Below are 18,497 nucleotides of genomic sequence, written 5' to 3' on the forward strand. Positions count from 1 at the left end.
TCGCGCACAAGGGATTGACGGCCTTGCTGACAGGCAGTCTCATAGTGGGTGACCGTCGGTAACCCTTGGGAGAGGTACGTCCAGCCATGACGACCGTGACCGAACGCGATGTGCAGTTGCTCCGCGACGCACTCGGCCCGCTCCGCGACCGCGAGCAGATCGCCGAACGGCTGCTGGAGGCCTCGGCCAAGCACTCCTTCGACCCGGACAAGGAGCTCGACTGGGACGCGGCGGCCGAGGACGGCAAGTGGTTCTGGCCGCCCGAGCTGCTCTCCCTCTACGACACCCCGATGTGGAAGCGGATGTCGCAGGAGCAGCGGCAGGAGCTGGCCCGCCACGAGGCCGCCTCGCTGGCCTCGCTCGGCATCTGGTTCGAGATCATCCTGATGCAGCTGCTGGTCCGGCACATCTACGACAAGCCGGTGGTCAGCAACCACGTCCGCTACGCGCTCACCGAGATCGCCGACGAGTGCCGGCACTCGATGATGTTCGGCCGCATGATCACCTGGGGCGGCGCGCCCTGCTACCCGGTGCCGCGCCGCTACCACAATCTGGCGCGCGTCCTGAAGACCGTGTCCACGACGCCCGGTTCGTTCGCGGCGACGCTGCTCGGCGAGGAGATCCTCGACTGGATGCAGCGGCTGACCTTCCCCGACGAGCGCGTCCAGACCCTGGTGCGCGGCGTGACCCGCATCCATGTCGTCGAGGAGGCGCGGCATGTCCGTTACGCCCGCGAGGAGTTGCGCCGCCAGATGGTGACCGCCCCGCGCTGGGAGCGCGAGCTCACCCGGGTGAGCTGCGGGGAGGCGGCGCGCGTCTTCTCCGTCTGCTTCGTCAATCCGCAGGTGTACGAGAACGTCGGCCTGGACCGCCGGGAGGCCGTGGCCCAGGTGAAGGCCAGCGGCCACCGGGCGGAGGTCATGCAGTCCGGGGCCAAGCGGCTGACGGACTTCTTCGACGACATCGGGGTCCTCAACGGGCCGGGACGCAGGCTGTGGAAGAGCTCGGGCCTGCTGGCCTGACGGCGCCGGCGATTAGGCTGGCCGGTATGACCCCTGCCGCAGCCGCGCCGCCCAGCCGTGCGTACCGAAGGCTCAGCGTCGAGGAACGCCGCACCCAGCTCCTGGGCGCGGCGCTCACCCTCTTCGCGCACCGGGCCCCCGACGAGGTCTCGCTCGACGAGGTCGCGACGGTCGCCGGGGTGTCCCGCCCCCTGGTCTACCGCTACTTCCCCGGCGGGCGGCAGCAGTTGTACGAGGCCGCGCTGAGGTCTGCCGCCGAGGAGCTGAAACTCTGCTTCGCCGAACCGGCCGTGGGCCCGCCCACGGAACGGGTGACACGGGTCCTGGACCGCTACCTCGCCTTCGTCGACCAGCACGACGCAGGTTTCAGCGCCCTGCTGCGCGGCGGCAGTGTCGCCGAGACGTCCCGGACGAGCACGATCGTCGACGAGGTCCGGCGGGCGGCGGCCGAGCAGATCCTGCTGCATCTGGGCCGGGGCGCGGGCAGCGAACCCGCGCCGCGGCTGCGGATGATGGTGCGGACCTGGATCGCCGCGGTCGAGGCGGCCTCGCTGATCTGGCTGGACGAGGGGAAGCAGCCGGCCGCCTCCGAGCTGCGGGACTGGCTCGTCGACCAGTTCATCGGCCTGCTCGCCGTCACCGCGGCCACCGACCCGGAGACCGCGGCCGCGGTGACCGAACTGCTGCCGCTGGAGACCGCGGCGGGCCCGGCCGGCCGGCTGGCGGACCGGCTGGTGCCCCTGATCGGCGCGGCGGCGCATCTGCTGCCGGCGGACTGACCGGCAGGACCGGCAGGACCGGCAGACCGAGCCGCCCGGACCGATCGGTCAGACTGGGACGGTGAGAAGCGAGAACACCCCCTTCACAGGCGGGCCGCTGGACGGACGGGTCCTGCCCGTCCTCGTCGGCGCGACCGGCCACCCACCCAAGTGGTACGAGGTCCCGGTCCCGGACGCCGACGGCGGCCCGGCCACCGTGCACGCGTACCGGAGGGTCCCGGCCGGGTACTCCAAGCGGCTGGGGATCCAGCGCGGCTGGGTGTACGAGTACGCCCCGGAGGGCCGCGAACGCCACCGCCCCAAGTGGCCCTGGTCGAAGCCCGGCTGATGTCCCCGGCCGGAATGGGGGTGGGCGCGGCACCTCGGTCTAAGATCGACGGTCTGGTCCGAAGGACGGTCACAAGGGGGTGCGCCATGGAGGCGCTGCGTCAGGACGATCCACGCCGCTTCGGCCCGTACACCGTGCTGGTGCGGTTCCGTGAGACGGCCGCCGCGGTCCAGTACCTCGCCCGCGGCGCGGATCCGGACGATCTCGTCGTGGTCACCGCGGCCCGGCCGGCGCTGGCCGCTGTGCCCGCGTTCCGGCGCCGCTTCCAGTCCGAGGCCCGCACCGCCGACCGGCTGGCCGGCGGCTGGGTGGCGGCCCGGCTCGACTCCCGTACGGACGGCTCCGGCGACGACGACCCGCTGTGGACGGCCTCGGCGTACGTACCGTCGCTGACGCTCGCCGAGGCCGTCGACATCGCGGGGCCGCTGCCCGAGCGTGCCGTACGGATACTGGGCGCGGGCATCGCCGAAACGCTCTCCCGGGTCCACGCGACGGGAGCCGTGCTCCAGGGACTGGCCCCCAGGACCGTGCTGGTGGCCGAGGACGGGCCCCGGCTCACCGCCTTCGGGCCGCTGGGTGCGGCGGCCGACGCCGAGGCACGGCCGGGCGGACAGCTCTCCGTGCGGCTCGGCTACCTGACCCCGGAGCAGGTGGCGGGCAAGGAGGCAGGACCGGCGTCGGACCTCTTCGTGCTGGGCCTGCTGCTCGCGTACGCGGCGACGGGAAGCACCCCGCTGGCGGACGGCCCGGCGGACGAGGCGGCCGAACGGATCGCACACACCGACCCCCGGCTCGACGACGTCCCGGAGGCGTTGCGCGAGCTGGTCGCCCGCTGCCTGGCGAAGGACCCGGCCGAGCGGCCCGCCGCGGGTGCGGTGGCGGCGGAGCTGGCCCTCGAAGGCGCGGCCGGGCTGGCCAAGGGCGGCTGGCTGCCGGCGCCGCTGGCGTCCGCCGTGGCCCAGCAGGACGCCCGGGCCCGGATGCTGGCCTCCGCCCCGCCCGCCGACCTGGCGGAGCCGGCCGACGTCCAGGACGCCGCCCCGCCCGTCGCCGTGACGGAATCCGATGGCACCCAGGACAGTCAGGACATCCAGGACACCCCGCCGGCCGCCGTCGACGCTCCCGCGGCCTCCCTGGTGAAGGCGCCCCCGGCGGACGCGTTCAGCGACAACGCGCCCGAGCCGTCGGCGACGCACGGTCCCGACGAGGCGCCGGCTCCTCCCGCTCCCGCCGCTCCCGCCCGCGACACCCGGACCGCGCAGCTGGGGATCGTCGATCCGCACGCGCCCCGGCCCGACCGCGTGACGGCCCAGCTCGCCATGCCGCAGCAGCTGCCGGGCTCCGGTCCGGGCATCCCCGCCGCACCCCAGACCCCGCACGCACTGCCGTCCGCCGGGCCCGCGGCACCCCTGCCGTCCGCCACTCCCCCTCCCCCGGCGGCCGCGAGGACCGCCCGGGTGGACCGCCGGGCGCTCCTGATCGGGGCCGCCGCCGGTGTCGCCGGGCTGCTGGTCGGGGGCGGCGGGGTGGCCGCGCTAGGTGGCGACGACGCGCCCGTGGAGGACCCCAAGCCCGCGCCGGAGCCCAGCCGGCCGACGGTCGCCGGGCTCCCTCCGCAGCCGCGCTGGATCTACACCCAGCCCGACACCGAACCGGCCCCGCTCACCGCCGCCCTGTGGAACGAACGGCTGCTGGTGCTGACCGGCGAGACCCAGGCGTCCGCCGTCGACCTGAACACCGGGCGCAGGCTCTGGGAGAGCCCGGACGCCGCCAAGGGGCAGGCCGCCCTGCCGGCCGGCAAGGAGTTCTGCTTCGTCGCCGGCCCGTCCGAGTTCCTGTGGCTGTCGGCGAAGGACGGGCGGGTGGCCCACCGGGTCGCGTACGCCGACGGGTTCGAAGGCGCTCCGCACCTGACGTTGCGCACCCTCGTCGGATCATCCGGTGCGCACATCTGGTTCACCGGATCGCACCAGGTCACCGTGAAGGCACCCAAGCCGAAGAAGGGCAAGAAGCCCGGCAAGGACCGGCAGGTCGTCAAGTCGTACCTGTTCGGGTACGACATCGAGCAGCGCAAGGAGCTGTGGCGCACGCCCGTGCCCAGCGGCCGGGGCCCGATCGCGCCCGTGTACCGGCTGGTGGCGATCCGGCAGGACGCCTTCGTCGTGCGGCAGGAACCGCTGACGCTCACCCCCGCCGACGTGAAGGCCGCCAAGGGCAAGGCCCTCTTCCGCAGCTTCGACCGGACGACCGGGAAGCAGCAGTGGATCAAGGCGTTCGGCACGGTCACGCCGGACGGGGCGGCCTCGGGGGACGCCGAAGGCGTGCTGTACGCGGCGGTCGGCGACGACCTCCGGGCCTTCGAGTCGCCCGGCGGCAAGCCGAAGTGGACGCTGAACGGCACCCCGGGCTCGGTCTTCGGGCCCTCCGTCGAGGCCGACGACATCCTGCACACCAGCAACCGCAACCAGGAGGTGGGCGCCGTCGACCGGGCGACCGGACGGCTCGTCTGGCGGCGGTCGACGGAGGCCGCTGCCAACGGCTCCGCCCCGCGGGTCACGCTCAGCGGCTCGGGCGGCACGCTGCTCGCGGCGGGCCCGGCGCAGGTCACCGCCTTCGCGGCGGCCGACGGGCGGCGGCTGTGGAAGTTCCAGGACATCGGGGCGCAGGACCCGAAGGGGGCGACGGTCACCGCCTCGTACCAGGTACTGGCCTACGGGAAGACCGCGATCGTCCGGCGCGGGCGCGTGGTCTACGCGTTCCCGGTGGCCTGACCGGAGCGCCGCCCGCGGGGACCCCCTCCGCGGGCCCGTTCCGCCGCCTTCCGGGGGAATCGGACCGCCGCCACGCCCGCAGGTTCTTGCATCGCCCCGCGACGGGTGAGCGTATGGACGGATTGCGCTCACTCATGGGGTAGTCACACGATTCGCCCCGTTCCCGGAGGTGGTGTCGTGGCGGGCAGGCTCCTGCGCTCCTTCGGCACGGCGGCGCTCGCCGCCGTCGTCGTGGCCTCACCGGCCGCCGCCGTCGCGGCCCCCTCGCCGGGCCCCTCGGACCCCGCCGCCCCGGCGGCCGGACCCGAGGCGGCTCCCGAGGCCGCGCCCGGTACCGTCGCCGGGCTGCTGACCCGGCTCCAGGGGCTCTACCAGCAGGCCGAGGAGGCCACCGAGACGTACAACGGGACGGCGGCCGAGCTGAAGAAGCGGACCGCCCAGGCGAAGAAGCTGGACGCCTCGCTCGTCGCCGCCCGACTCTCGCTGGCCCGCAGCCACGACGCCGCCGGCCGGCTGGCCCGTGAGCAGTACCAGGGCCGGTCCGACTTCTCCGCGTACCTCCAGCTGCTGCTGATCCGCGACCCCGAGCACGCCCTGGACCAGGGGCAGGTCATCCAGCGGCTGGCCGCCGGGCGGGCCGCGACGGTGAAGCGGCTCACCGGCGCCGAGAAGCGGGCCGACGAGCTGGCGAAGGAATCCCGCAAGGTGCTCGACAGGCAACAGGTGCTGGCCGCCCGGCAGAAGAAGGAACGCGACGCCGTCCGGACGAAGCTGAGGGACGTCGAGACCCTGCTCGCCACGCTCTCCGCCGACCGGCTCGCCGAGGTCTCCCGCCTCGAACAGGAGGGCACGGACCAGGCCCAGAAGGCTTTGGTCGCCTCCGGTGCGCTGTCCTCGGCCCGGCCGGCGACGGCGGAGGGCGGCGAGGCCGTCCGGTACGCGATCGAACAGATCGGCAAGCCGTACGTGTGGGGCGCGGAGGGCCCCGACTCGTTCGACTGCTCGGGGCTCACCTCGCAGGCCTGGGCGAGCGCCGGGCGCACCATCCCCCGGACCTCGCAGGAGCAGTGGCGGCAGCTGCGGAAGGTGGAGCTGAGCGCGCTTCGCCCGGGAGACCTGGTGATCTACTTCCCGAAGGCGACCCATGTGGCGCTCTACATCGGCAACGGCCTGGTGGTGCAGGCCCCGCGGCCCGGGGCGCGGGTGAAGGTCTCACCGCTGGCGGCGAATCCGCTGCTGGGCGCGGTGCGGCCGGATCCGGAGAGCACTCCGCTGACCACGTACACGCCACCGGAACTCCCCGAGGGGGCATCCGAGGGCGCGGACGAGGGGTACGGGGAGTCCTCCGTGCCCGACGCGTAGGTCCACGGACCGAAACGCACCGGCCGGGCCGGGCGCCGCCGGATGGTCCGACGGGCCCCGGCCCGGCCGGTGCGTCTCTGGGTGCGGGTGGCTCAGGAAGCCGGGCCCGCGACCGAGGCGAGGTACGCGTTCGTCTTCTCCGGCTCGTAGAAGAAGTTCTCGAAGTCCGCCGGGTTGTTGAACCCGTTCGCGAAGCGGTCGGCGACGGGCTGGAGCTGGCCGGCGGCGCCGATCAGGTTCAGCACGTGCTCCGGCGGGGCGCCGAGCATCGCGTTCGTCCACTTCGTGACGTGCTGGGCGGTGTCCCAGTAGCGGTCGAACGTGGACTGCATCCACGTCTCGTCGAAGGCGCGGTCGCCGTGCTCGATGATCGAGTCCAGGTAGGCGTTCGCACACTTGGAGGCCGAGTTGGAGCCCTGGCCGGTGATCGGGTCGTTGGCGACGACCACGTCCGCCACGCCGAGCACCAGGCCGCCGCCGGGCAGCCGGCCGATCGGCTTGCGGACGGTCGGGGCGTAACGGCCCGCCAGGGTGCCGTTGGCGTCGGTCAGCTCGACCTTGGTGGCGCGCGCGTACTCCCACGGGGTGAACCGCTCCATGAGCTCCAGCGTCTTGGCGAGGTGCTCCGACGGGTCCTTGATGCCCTGGAAGGCGTCGAGCGGTCCGCCCGGGACGCCCTCCCAGAACAGGATGTCGGCGCGGCCCGAGGTGGTCAGGGTCGGCATCACGAAGAGCTCGCCGACGCCCGGGACCAGGTTGCAGCGGACCGCGTCGAACTCGGGGTGCTCCGGACGCGGGCCCATGCCGTGGACGTACGCCACGGCCAGCGCGCGCTGCGGGGCGTCGTACGGCGAACGGGAGGCGTCCCGGCCGAACATGGAGACGAGCTCGCCCTTGCCGGCCGAGACCATCACCAGGTCGTAGGTGCGGGAGAAGTAGTCCAGGTCGGACACGGCCGCGCCGTGGATGACGAGCTGTCCGCCGCGCTGGGCGAACGTCTCCATCCAGCCGGCCATCTTGACGCGCTGGTCCACGGACTGGGCGAAGCCGTCCAGCTTGCCGACCCAGTCGATGGCGCGCGAGGAGTCGGGCGCGGCGACCGAGACGCCGAGGCCCTCGATGCGCGGGGCCTGGGACTCCCAGAAGTTGAGCTGGTAGTCCCGCTCGTGCTGGAGCGCCGTGTGGAACATGCACTGCGTGGACATGACCCGGCCGGAGCGGATCTCGTCCGCCGTGCGGTTGGACATGAGGGTGACTTCGTAGCCTCTGGACTGCAGTCCGAGGGCGAGCTGGAGACCGGACTGGCCGGCTCCGACTATGAGTATCTTCCGCATCGCGGTTCTCCGTTGTGTGTGGCTATGCCGGGGTGGCGTCGAGTGCATGGCCCACCAGGGCCAGCAGCGACTCGACGACGGTGATCCTGTTACGCGCGTCCATGATCACAACAGGCACGTGCGGAGGGACCGTCAGGGCCTCCCGGACGTCATCGGCCTCGAACCCGGGCGTTCCCTCGAAGTGGTTGACGGCCACGATGTACGGCAGGCCGCAGCTCTCGAAGTAGTCGAGGGCGGGGAAGCAGTCGGCGAGCCGGCGGGTGTCGGCCATCACGACCGCGCCGATCGCGCCGCGCACCAGGTCGTCCCACATGAACCAGAAGCGCTGCTGGCCGGGTGTGCCGAAGACGTACAGCACCAGGTCGTCGTCGAGGGTCAGCCGGCCGAAGTCCATGGCTACGGTCGTGGTGACCTTGTCGGGCGTCGCGGTGAGGTCGTCGGTCTCCTCGCTCGCCTGGGTCATCATCGCTTCGGTCTTCAGCGGGGTGATCTCGGAGACCGAGCCCACGAAGGTGGTCTTGCCCACGCCGAAGCCGCCCGCGACGACTATCTTCGTGGCGATCGGCGCCCGGGTGTGGTCGAGCTGCCAGGCCTGCAGCGCTTCGTCGGCCTGGTCCTTGGGGCCCGGCTGGCGAGGGGCGAACAGCGCCGACTCAGAGACGACGGAGTCCATTGAGCACCCTTTCGAGCAGCGCGCGGTCGGGCTGGCCGGTGCCGTGACCGGTTCCGTACACGCGGATCTTTCCCTGGTCGGCCAAGTCGCTGAGCAGCACCCTGACCACGCCGAGCGGCATCTTCAGGAGTGCGGAGATCTCCGCGACGGTACGCATCCGCCGGCAGAGCTCGACGATGGCCTGGAGCTCCGGCATCACACGCGAGGCCAGGTTTCCGTTGGTCAGTTCGCGTCGCTCGTCCGGGGCTTCGAGCGCGGCCACGAACGTCTCGACGAGCAGCACGTGCCCGAAGCGGGTGCGGCCGCCGGTGAGCGAGTACGGGCGGACGCGTGCGGGCCGTTTGTCGGCGCCGCGCACGGGGAGCCTGCGGGCGGGTTCGGCGGCGGCGTGGGTCACTGGGCGCTCTCCATCGATTTGCGCAGCTCACTGCGGAGTTCGGGGGTGAGTACGTGTCCGGCACGGCCGACGAAGAGCGCCATGTGGTAGGCGATGACGCTCATGTCGCAGTCGGGGGTGGCGTGCACCCCGAGCAGCGAGCCGTCGCTGATCGACATGACGAAGACGCTGCCCTCGTCCATGGCGACCATGGTCTGCTTGACGCCGCCGCCGTCCATCAGCTTCGCGGCGCCGACGGTGAGGCTGCCGATGCCGGAGACGATGGTCGCCAGGTCGGCGCTGGAGCCACGGGGGCCGTCCTGCCTGCCGGTCACCGGGGCGCTCTGGTGGCCGGGGTCGGAGGAGAGCAGCATGAGCCCGTCGGACGAGACGACGGTGACCGAGTGGACCCCTGGCACCTCCTCCACCAGATTGCTCAGCAACCAGTGAAGGTTCCGGGCCTCGGTACTCAGCCCGAATGTGCTGGGCGCAGTCAACTGCGTGCCTCCTCGACTGTGTCCCCCGTCTCCCCGGTACGGCCATCGGTACGGCCGGCCGGCTCAGTGTGCTCGGTACGTGTGGTGCCGGTGGCCGGGGCGGTGGCCTCGGCGATCTCCGCCTCGACGTCCCTGCGGCCGTTCTTCGCGCCCTGGTGGAAGCCGCCGAGCCGGCGGCGCAGGGCCTCCTTGTCCACGCTGCCCTTGCGTTCGGCCGTGGGGGCGGCCGCGGGCTTGACGACCCGGGGGGTGCGCTTGGGCAGTCCCTTGTCGGTGGTCCGCTCGGGCTCGGCGTGGCGCGGCCCGGGCAGGGCGTCGGCCACGGGGCTCGCGGGGGCGGCCGGCTCCGGGGCGGGCACGGGGGCCGGGGCGGCGGGCCGGCCGGTGCCCTCGTCCGCGGTGCGCTCGTGGCGGTCGGGACCGATGGCGTACGGCCCGTCGGCGGTGGCGGGCTCCGGGCCGTCCCCGAAGGCGGGGGCGTGCGTGAACTCGGGTACGTCGTCGAACTCGGGCACACGCGGGAGCCGGACCTGCATCGTGGTCTCGGCCTCGCTCTCGGCGGGCACGAAGGACGCGGGGTCCGGCGCGGACGCCTGCGCGGACCGTGTCTCCGGCTCCGGCTCCGGCGCGACCGGGGGCGCGTGGTCGGGCACCGGGACGGCCGGGGTGCGGACCTCGGCAGCGGCCGCGGGGACGGTTGCCGGGCCGGCCTCGGCGATGGTCTGCTCGGCCGCCGCGATCAGCGGGTCGCCGGGCAGCGCGAGGGTGCGGCGCGGCAGGGCGTTGGAGTTGGCCTCGGCGACCGAACCGGGGAGGTTCAGCGTCGGCGCGTCGCCGGGGGCCGTGACCGGCGGCGGGGTGGCGGCCGGGGGCGCCTTCGGCAGCAGGGCCTGCGGCAGCACGACGACGGCGGTCACGCCGCTGCCCTTCTGCTCGCGCAGCTGGACCCGGACGCCGTGGCGCGCGGCCAGCAGCGAGGTCACCTGGAGGCCGAGACCGGCCCCGTCCGCGCTCTGCTCGCCCGCCTCGAAGAGCGACGGGTCACCGAGCCGGGTGTTGAGCTCGCCCATCCGCACGGACGACATGCCGATGCCCTCGTCCTGCACGGAGAGCATCACCTCACCGGTCTCCAGCAGCCAGCCGGAGAGCTGGACATGGGAGTCCGGCGGGGAGAACGAGGTGGCGTTCTCCAGGAGTTCGGCGACGAGGTGGCTGAGGTCGTCGGCGGCGAACCCGGCGACCTGGGCGTGCGGCGGCAGGGACTGGATGGTGACCCGCTCGTACCGCTCGATCTCGCTGACCGCGGCGCGCAGGACGTCGACCAGCGGGATCGGTCCGGGGTGCCCGTGGCCGTGCTCGGCGCCCGCGAGGACCAGCATGTTCTCGCTGTGGCGGCGCATGACGGTGGCCATGTGGTCGAGCTTGAACAGCGTGCCGAGCCGCTCCGGGTCCTGCTCGCGCTCCTCCAGCGACTCGATGACGCCGAGCTGGCGCTCGACGAGACCGAGGGTGCGCAGCGAGAGGTTGACGAAGGTGTGGTGGACGGTGTTCTTCAGCTTCTCCAGCTGGGCCGCGAGATCGGCGGTGTGGACCTGGAGTTCCGCACGCTGGAGGGTGAGGGCCTCGCGGCCGGCGATCAGTTCGCCGCGCTCGCTCTCCAGCTTCTCGAACCGTCCGCCGAACTCGTGGAGCAGTCCGTGGAGCCGGCCGTGCAGGGCGTTGATGGAGCGGACGACCTGGGCGAACTCGTCGTTGCGGCCGGTGTAGCGGACCGGTTCGGCGGTCTCGGGTTCCGCGGCGAGGCGGCCGGCGCCGATGCGCAGGACGGCGAGCGGCTGGGTGAGGGTGCGGGCCACGGCGGTGGAGACGCCGACGGCGATGAGCAGGCAGCCGCCGAGGAGGGCGATCCGCAGTTCGAGCGCCGTGACGTCGTCGTCGCGCAGCTGGCCGAGGCGCTGCACCTGGGCGGTGCCGAGGGCGGACTCGACGCCGCGCATCCGGTCGATCCGGGCGGAGAGCGCCGCCTGGAGCTTCTTGCTGCTGGTCTTCTGGTCGGACTCGGAGAGCTCGGGGCGGTCGGTGAGCCCGGCGAGGTACTTCTCGGCGCTGTTGACCTCGGGTCCGGTGACGGTGGTGGCCAGCTTGTCGCGGGCGGTGGCGCCGGCGGACTGGTCGAAGGAGGCCAGTGCGGAGAGTTCGCCGACCCGGGCCTGCTGGGCGGCGCCGCTCAGCGCGTCACGGGTGCGGTCCTCCTTGGTCTCGCCCTCGTCCTGGGGCTGGACGGGCAGGCCGGTGAACGGGTCGGTCTGCGGGGCGGCCGGCTCCTTGCGGGGGACGGCGAGGGCGGCGAGCAGCAGCCCGCGGGTGGCGGAGGCCTGTTCGGTGGCCCGGCCGAGCGCGAGCGGGGTGCGGGCCGCCTCGGCGGCGCGCGGCGGGGTCTTGTCCGCGAGTTCGTTGGCGAGGTCGTGGAGCTTGGAGATGACCTCGGTGTACGCCTGGTGGGCCTCCAGGGCCGTGCCCTTGCCGCCCACGGCGTCCCGCCGCAGCGAGGGGATGGTGGAGAGGTCGCGGCGCAGGTCGGCGGGGGCCGTGTCCCGGATCTCGTCCACCTGCTGGTCGACGCGGGCGCTGCGGCTCCCCGCGGCGGAACTCGTCCCGCCGGGCTTGCCCTCCCGGCCGGCGGCGATGAACGCGGTGACCTCGTCGCGCTCGTCGGCGAGGGAGTGCGCGAGCGCGATGGCCTGCTGGTTCAGCTCCGCGAGGGTGACCAGCCGCTGCGACTCGGTCAGGTCGGACGAGGCGCTCAGAGCCGCGGGCGCCCCTGCGGCTATGACGGTGATCCCGACGACCGCGACGCCCGCGACGAGCCGGCTGCGGACGCGCACGGTGCGCCCGCTCTCAGCCGGCGCCGAAGGCGCCACCCCGGAACCGTTCTGCTTGCTGCCCTTGCTCCGAGGCCGCTTCTTCTGCACCGGTGCTCGCAATCTTGACTCGTCCGCCCTTGAAGCAGAGGTGACGCACGGTCACGTGAACGAGCGCCCCGACCCCTGGTACGGCTTCTGACCATTCCAGTGCTTTTGAGAGGGGGGCGCGCATCAACCGCTCCGCCACTCGAACGAGTGAACATCACTCCGGAGTTGGCGAACAAGTCTCCCCCCGGGCCCCGGACGGCACACCCGGGCGCCCGGCTGGAACTTCGGGGCAGGCTTTGGCAGGATGCCCGCCCGCACACTCCCCGGAGTGATTCCTTCCGCTCCAGCCGCCCGCCTGACCTGCTGGTACGGGCCAATCCCCGGTCCGTGCAGGCTCCGTGAAGGCGTCGTGCAGACTGACCGCATGCGCATCGAACTCGCCACCGCCCCCGGCACTCCCGGGCGACCGAACGAGGACTGGGCCGCCACCGTCCTGCCCGCCTCCGGCCAGGGTGGGGGGCTCGTACTGCTCGACGGCGTGACCCCGCCACAGGGGGACGACGGTTGTGTGCACTCGGTCCCGTGGTTCACCGCCCGGCTGGGCGGCGCCCTGGTCGAACTGTCGGGTTCGCGGCGGGATCTGACCCTGCGGGAGGTCCTCGCGGAGTCCATCCGGCGCACCGCCGACACGCATCGTTCCCTGTGTGACCTTTCTCACGTGCGTACGCCACAGGCAACTGCCGTCGTGGTGCGTTGGGACGAGGAGGAGATCGAGTACCTGGTGCTGTCCGACTCGGTCCTGCTGTTCGAGTCGCCCGTCGGCACGGTCGGCGCCCTGCTGGACGACCGGCTCGACCGGCTGCCGCCGGGCTCCCTGGCCTCCGAGGCGATCGCCGACGCGCGGGTGCGGAACAAGGAGGGCGGCTTCTTCACCGCCGCCGCCGACCCGGCCGTGGCGGACCGCGCGGTCACGGGGCGGACGCCGCGCGCCGAGGTGCGTGCGGTGGCCGCGCTGACGGACGGGGCGAGCCGCTGGACGGAGATGTTCGGCGAGGGCGACTGGACGGCCTGCTTCCGGGTGCTCCACAAGGAGGGGCCGCAGGGGCTGATCGACCGGGTCCGGGCCCTGGAGGACGCGGACACGGAGCGTAGGCACCTGCGGCGGAGCAAGACCCATGACGACGCGACGGCGGTCTTCGCCCAGCTGTGAGCCGCCGGGCGGGCGCCCTGCCGCCCCGCGGGCCGGCCGCCCCCGCCTCCCCCGCCCGTGATCAGTCCTCGGCGCGGGCGTTCAGCTGGTGCAGCAGCCGGGCCAGATCCGCCACTTCGGCGCGGTCCCAGTCTGCGAGCTTGCGCACGTAGCGGTCGCGGCGGGCGTCGCGGACGCTGCGGAAGCGGGCGAGGCCCTCGTCGGTGAGGTGGACGAGGAAGGCCCGGCCGTCGGCCGGGTCGGGCTCGCGCGCCACCAGTCCGAGCGTTTCCAGAGCACGCAGTTGACGGCTCATGGTGGCCTTGCCGACACCGAAGTAGGAGGCGAGGTCGGTGGCCCGCTGCCGGCCGGCCGATTCGAGCCGCACGAACAGCCCGTAGGCCGCGGCCTCCAGTTCGGGGTGGACCTCGCGCGCCATCTCGCCGGAGTTCGCCCGGGCACGGCGCAGGAAAACCGCCAACTCCAGCTCCAGGGCCAGAAATTCGTGGTCCACACCACTTCCTCCGCTTGCGCCGGGTTCACTCCCGCTTTCGCTCCCGTGCACGTCAACACCCCTCATGAGCTTTCCCGCCGCTGAAAGTTTCTTTCACCGCTGGTCATCGCCGCAGCTCCGCCAGTATTTCGCAGGAGTAGACCAACGGCACCGTCCTGGCCCTCTTCCGCGACCCGGGTCTACGTGCGTAGCGTCATGCATGGCATGTTCACACCATGGCATGCCGCCAGGGGTGCGCCCGGCGCCCCCTGGGTCAGCAGGTCCCCCCACCGAGGCCTCGGAGGCACGCAATGCCCGTGCACAGATCCGGCTCCAAGACAGCTCGCCGCTCGCGCTTCGCCGCAGCGGGAACTCTGCTCGCAGCTCTCTCCCTCCTCGTCGCCCTGCCCGGCGCCGCGGGCGCGGCCACCGGAGACCCCACGCACCCCGCCCGGGGCACGGCCACGATGGGCATGGGCGTCATCGCCCACGACGGCCAGGGCGGACTGCCCACCAGCCGTGCGGTCCAGACCGAGGGCGTGGACGTCAGCGGTCACCAGAACGCCGTGAACTGGTCGGCGCTCTGGAGCAGCGGCGTCAAGTGGGCCTACGTCAAGGCCTCGGAGGGCACGTACTACACGAACGAGGACTTCACCCAGCAGTACAACGGCTCGTACAACGTCGGGATGATCCGCGGCTCGTACCACTTCGCCACCCCGGACACCACGAGCGGCGCCGTCCAGGCCAACTACTTCGTGGACCACGGCGGCGGCTGGTCCAAGGACGGCAGGACGCTGCCGGGCGTCCTCGACATCGAGTGGAATCCGTACGGGGCGCAGTGCTACGGCAAGACCGCGGCCGGGATGGTCTCCTGGATCCGCGACTTCGTGAACACCTACAAGGCGCGCACCGGACGCGACGCGGTCATCTACACCGCGACCAGCTGGTGGCAGTCCTGCACGGGCAACAGCGCGAGCTTCGGCACCACCAACCCGCTCTGGGTGGCCCGTTACAACACCACGGTCGGCACGCTCCCGGCCGGCTGGGGCTTCTACACGATCTGGCAGTACACCTCGACCGGCCCCACGGTCGGCGACCACAACCACTTCAACGGCGCCCTCGACCGCGTACAGGCGCTGGCCAACGGCTGACCGCCCCCCGCCGGCAGCCGCCCGGCCCTTCCGTCCTTCCCCGCAGAGCCCGGTGACGCACCCAGTCGCCGGGCTCTGTCCCGTACGCCCCACCAGCACGGACACCCCCCTATACATCGCGTGTATACGCACTATGTATAGTCCTTGCAGTTCGCACATAAGTGCGGTGTAAGCCATGAGGGAGTGACCTGCCGTGCCCAGTAGGACGAAGTCGATCGGTACGGGGTTGGCCGTCGCTCTTGTGACGGCGCTCACGCTGACGCTGAGCGGCTGCTCGATGGAGACCACGGCCCCCGGATCCGCCCGCGGCGACGCCGGCTCCGACGCCAAGGGCTCGTTCGGCCCGGTGGACTGCCGCGAGGCCAAGTGCATCGCCCTGACCTTCGACGCGGGCCCGGCCGAGGACACCCCCCATCTGCTGGACATCCTCAAGAAGGAGAAGGTCCACGCGACCTTCTTCCTGCTGGGCAAGAACCATGTGAAGAAGCACCCCGAGACCGTCCGCCGCATCGAGGCCGAAGGGCACGAGGTGGCCAACCACACCTGGTCGCACGAGATCCTGACGGACAAGAAGCCCGCCGAGATACGCGCCGAGCTGGAGAAGACGCAGGACGCGATCGAGGCGATCACCGGCAAGAAGCCGCGGCTGATGCGCCCGCCGCAGGGCCGGACCGACGACACCGTCTCCGGGATCAGCAAGGACCTCGGCCTGTCGCAGATCCTGTGGAGCGCCACCGCCAAGGACTACTCGACGACCGACTCCGCGCTGATCAAGAAGCGGATACTCGACCAGGCGAGCAGGGACGGCATCATCCTGCTGCACGACATCTACAAGGGCTCGGTCCCCGCCGTGCCGGGCATCATCCACGAGCTGAAGAAGCGCGGCTACACCTTCGTGACCGTGCCCCAGCTGATGGCCCCCGCCGAGCCGGTCCCCGGGACCATCTACCGCCCCTGAGCCCGCCGGACACGCGGAACGGCCCGCCTCCCCGCGAGGGGGGACGGGCCGTCCGTACCGGCCGTGTCCGCAGTGCCGCGTCCGTCACGCCGTGACAGCTACGCCGCGGCCGGGATCCTTCGCTCCGCCGGTGCCGAGGCCGGCGCCAGGGCGATCTCCAGCACCTGGCGGACGTCCGTGACCGGGTGGACCTCCAGCGTGTCCAGCACCTCGGCGGGGACGTCGTCCAGATCGGCCTCGTTGCGCTGGGGGATCACCACGGTGGTGATGCCCGCGCGGTGCGCGGCCAGCAGCTTCTGCTTCAGGCCGCCGATCGGCAGCACCCGGCCGGTCAGCGACACCTCGCCGGTCATCGCCACATCCGTGCGGACCAGCCGCCCGGAGAGCAGCGAGGCCAGCGCGGTCGTCAGGGTGATGCCCGCGCTCGGGCCGTCCTTGGGGACCGCGCCCGCCGGGAAGTGGATGTGCACGCCCCGGTCCTTGAGGTCGGCGACCGGCAGTTCGAGCTCCGCGCCGTGCGAGCGCAGGAAGCTCAGCGCGATCTGCGCGGACTCCTTCATGACGTCGCCGAGCTGACCGGTGAGGGTCAGTCCGGACGCCCCGGTCTCCGGATCGGCGAGCGACGCCTCCACGAAGAGGACGTCACCGCCCGCCCCGGTGACCGCGAGCCCGGTGGCCACGCCCGGCACCGCGGTGCGGCGCTCGGCCGGGTCCTGGGCGGACTCGGGGACGTGGTGCGGCCGGCCGATGAGCCCGCGCAGGTCCTCGTCGGTCACCGTGAACGGCAGTTCCCGGTCACCGAGCTCGTGCTGGGCCGCGACCTTGCGCAGCAGCCGGGCGACGGCCCGCTCCAGGTTCCGGACCCCGGCCTCCCTCGTGTACTCGCCGGCCAGCTTCCGCAGCGCCGACTCGTCGAGAGCGACCTCGTCCTTCTCCAGGCCGGCCCGCTCCAGCTGGCGCGGGAGCAGGTGGTCGCGGGCGATGACGACCTTCTCGTCCTCGGTGTAGCCGTCGAGCCTGACCAGTTCCATCCGGTCGAGCAGCGCCTCCGGGATGGCTTCGAGCACATTCGCGGTGGCCAGGAAGACGACGTCGCTGAGGTCGAGTTCGACCTCCAGGTAGTGGTCGCGGAAGGTGTGGTTCTGCGCCGGGTCGAGCACTTCGAGCAGCGCCGCCGCCGGGTCGCCCCGGAAGTCGGAGCCGACCTTGTCGATCTCGTCGAGGAGGACGACCGGGTTCATCGAACCGGCCTCCTTGATGGCGCGGACGATGCGTCCGGGGAGCGCGCCGACGTACGTGCGCCGGTGGCCGCGGATCTCCGCCTCGTCCCGGACACCGCCGAGCGCGACGCGGACGAACTTGCGCCCCATGGCGTGCGCCACGGATTCACCGAGCGAGGTCTTGCCGACCCCGGGCGGGCCGACGAGGGCCAGCACGGCTCCCCCGCGACGCCCGCCGACCACTCCCAGTCCGCGGTCGGCACGCCGCTTGCGCACCGCGAGGTACTCGGTGATGCGCTCCTTCACGTCCTGCAGGCCGGCGTGTTCGGCGTCGAGGATCTCCTGGGCGCCCCTGATGTCGTAGGCGTCCTCGGTCCGCTCGGTCCACGGGAGTTCGAGGACGGTGTCCAGCCAGGTCCTGATCCAGGAGCCCTCGGGGCTCTGGTCGGAGGACCGTTCCAGCTTGTCGACCTCCTTGAGCGCGGCCTCGCGGACGTGCTCGGGGAGGTCGGCGGCCTCGACGCGCGCCCGGTAGTCGTCGGACTCGTCGCCGGCACCGGGTTCACCGTTGAGCTCGGAGAGCTCCTTGCGCACGGCGTCGAGCTGGCGCCGCAGCAGGAACTCGCGCTGCTGCTTGTCGACGCCCTCCTGGACGTCCTTGGCGATCGACTCGGCGACGTCCTGTTCGGCGAGGTGCTCGCCGAGCCACTGGACGGCGAGCTTCAGCCGGGCGACCGGTTCCGCGGTCTCCAGCAGCTGCACCTTCTGGGCGATGCTGAGGAAGGGGGAGTATCCGGAGTTGTCGGCGAGCGCGGAGACGTCCTCGATCTGCTGGACCCGGTCCACGACCTGCCAGGCGCCGCGCTTCTTCAGCCAGCTGGTGGCGAGCGCCTTGTACTCCTTGACTAGCTCGGCGACGGCTCCGGGGAGGGGCTCGGGGACGGAGACGTCGACCCGGGTCCCTTCCACCCAGAGCGCGGCACCGGGACCACTGGTCCCGGCCCCGATCCGCACCCGTCCGCGGCCGCGGATGAGGGCGCCGGGATCGCCGTCGGACAGCCGGCCGACCTGCTCGACCGTGCCGATGACACCGATCCCGGTGTACGAGCCGTCGACGCGCGGAACGAGCAGCACCTCGGGCTTGCCACCGCCCTCGCCCGCCGCGGCCTGGGCGGCCTCGACGGCGGCACGGACCTCGGCGTCGGACAGATCGAGCGGAACCACCATTCCGGGCAGCACGACCTCGTCATCGAGCGGCAGCACAGGCAGGGTCAGCGGTGTGACGACGTTGGACTCAGTAGCCATGATCTCCCCTTCAGCACTCAAGTTGAGCTATGAAGACTCAATGCTCGTGAGCCGCTCAATGTTCCCCGGGGTGCGTTCGCTGTGAGCGATCGCGGTACGGGCGAGGCTGTCGCCGTGTGCCCCGTGC

General features: G+C 72.5%; 15 protein-coding genes. 8 read left to right on the forward strand and 7 right to left on the reverse strand.

The window, feature by feature from the left end; translation table 11 throughout:
* The first annotated feature begins 86 nt into the window (after window positions 1–86).
* The 5 genes from OG521_12590 (at window position 87) to OG521_12610 (ending at window position 6,262) form a co-directional block, all read left to right on the forward strand.
* Window positions 87–1,022, forward strand: coding sequence for a diiron oxygenase (locus OG521_12590; GenBank protein ID WUW21581.1), 936 nt, complete (start codon window positions 87–89; stop codon window positions 1,020–1,022).
* Between the two features lie 26 nt (window positions 1,023–1,048).
* A complete protein-coding gene (locus tag OG521_12595; GenBank protein WUW21582.1) occupies window positions 1,049–1,801 on the forward strand; it encodes a TetR/AcrR family transcriptional regulator in 753 nt (250 codons plus the stop codon).
* 61 nt (window positions 1,802–1,862) lie between these two features.
* The gene (locus tag OG521_12600) at window positions 1,863–2,129 is read left to right on the forward strand and encodes a hypothetical protein (GenBank protein ID WUW21583.1); all 267 of its coding nucleotides are present in this window, start codon (window positions 1,863–1,865) and stop codon (window positions 2,127–2,129) included.
* Between the two features lie 86 nt (window positions 2,130–2,215).
* On the forward strand, window positions 2,216–4,900 hold the full coding sequence (locus OG521_12605) for a PQQ-binding-like beta-propeller repeat protein (GenBank protein ID WUW21584.1): 2,685 nt from the start codon (window positions 2,216–2,218) through the stop codon (window positions 4,898–4,900).
* Between the two features lie 177 nt (window positions 4,901–5,077).
* Window positions 5,078–6,262 (forward strand): NlpC/P60 family protein, encoded by a 1,185-nt coding sequence (locus OG521_12610; GenBank protein ID WUW21585.1) that lies wholly within the window; start codon window positions 5,078–5,080, stop codon window positions 6,260–6,262.
* 92 nt (window positions 6,263–6,354) lie between these two features.
* Here the strand turns inward: OG521_12610 and OG521_12615 are convergent, their stop codons facing one another.
* From OG521_12615 to OG521_12635, 5 genes are read right to left on the reverse strand one after another with little or no spacing between them, the layout of a single operon-like run.
* Window positions 6,355–7,596, reverse strand: a complete 1,242-nt coding sequence (locus OG521_12615; GenBank protein ID WUW21586.1) for an FAD-binding oxidoreductase — start codon at window positions 7,594–7,596, stop codon at window positions 6,355–6,357.
* Between the two features lie 22 nt (window positions 7,597–7,618).
* The gene (locus OG521_12620; GenBank protein ID WUW21587.1) at window positions 7,619–8,269 is read right to left on the reverse strand and encodes an ATP/GTP-binding protein; all 651 of its coding nucleotides are present in this window, start codon (window positions 8,267–8,269) and stop codon (window positions 7,619–7,621) included.
* Window positions 8,250–8,666: a DUF742 domain-containing protein gene (locus OG521_12625; GenBank protein ID WUW21588.1), complete on the reverse strand. Its 417-nt coding sequence runs from the start codon at window positions 8,664–8,666 to the stop codon at window positions 8,250–8,252. Before OG521_12625 ends, OG521_12620 begins: the two co-directional genes overlap by 20 nt.
* A complete protein-coding gene (locus OG521_12630; GenBank protein ID WUW21589.1) occupies window positions 8,663–9,142 on the reverse strand; it encodes a roadblock/LC7 domain-containing protein in 480 nt (159 codons plus the stop codon). Before OG521_12630 ends, OG521_12625 begins: the two co-directional genes overlap by 4 nt.
* Window positions 9,139–12,114 carry a nitrate- and nitrite sensing domain-containing protein gene (locus tag OG521_12635; GenBank protein WUW26658.1) on the reverse strand — a complete coding sequence of 992 codons (2,976 nt, stop codon included), beginning with the start codon at window positions 12,112–12,114 and terminating at the stop codon, window positions 9,139–9,141. The genes OG521_12630 and OG521_12635 overlap by 4 nt, the downstream gene beginning before the upstream one ends.
* Before the next feature lie 364 nt (window positions 12,115–12,478).
* On the opposite strand from OG521_12635, the gene OG521_12640 reads away from it, so the two are divergent.
* Window positions 12,479–13,264: a protein phosphatase 2C domain-containing protein gene (locus OG521_12640; protein ID WUW21590.1), complete on the forward strand. Its 786-nt coding sequence runs from the start codon at window positions 12,479–12,481 to the stop codon at window positions 13,262–13,264.
* Between the two features lie 61 nt (window positions 13,265–13,325).
* On the opposite strand, the gene OG521_12645 is transcribed toward OG521_12640, so the two are convergent.
* Entirely contained in the window at window positions 13,326–13,808 is a 483-nt protein-coding gene (locus OG521_12645) for a MarR family transcriptional regulator (protein ID WUW21591.1), read from the reverse strand.
* A gap of 239 nt (window positions 13,809–14,047) precedes the next feature.
* On the opposite strand from OG521_12645, the gene OG521_12650 reads away from it, so the two are divergent.
* Window positions 14,048–14,887: a lysozyme gene (locus OG521_12650; GenBank protein WUW21592.1), complete on the forward strand. Its 840-nt coding sequence runs from the start codon at window positions 14,048–14,050 to the stop codon at window positions 14,885–14,887.
* A gap of 277 nt (window positions 14,888–15,164) precedes the next feature.
* Window positions 15,165–15,845: a polysaccharide deacetylase family protein gene (locus OG521_12655; GenBank protein WUW26659.1), complete on the forward strand. Its 681-nt coding sequence runs from the start codon at window positions 15,165–15,167 to the stop codon at window positions 15,843–15,845.
* 98 nt (window positions 15,846–15,943) lie between these two features.
* Here the strand turns inward: OG521_12655 and lon are convergent, their stop codons facing one another.
* Entirely contained in the window at window positions 15,944–18,370 is a 2,427-nt protein-coding gene (gene lon, locus OG521_12660; protein ID WUW21593.1) for an endopeptidase La, read from the reverse strand.
* Between the last annotated feature and the right edge of the window lie 127 nt (window positions 18,371–18,497).

The organism is Streptomyces sp. NBC_01463 (genome assembly GCA_036227345.1).
Lineage (GTDB): Bacteria > Actinomycetota > Actinomycetes > Streptomycetales > Streptomycetaceae > Streptomyces.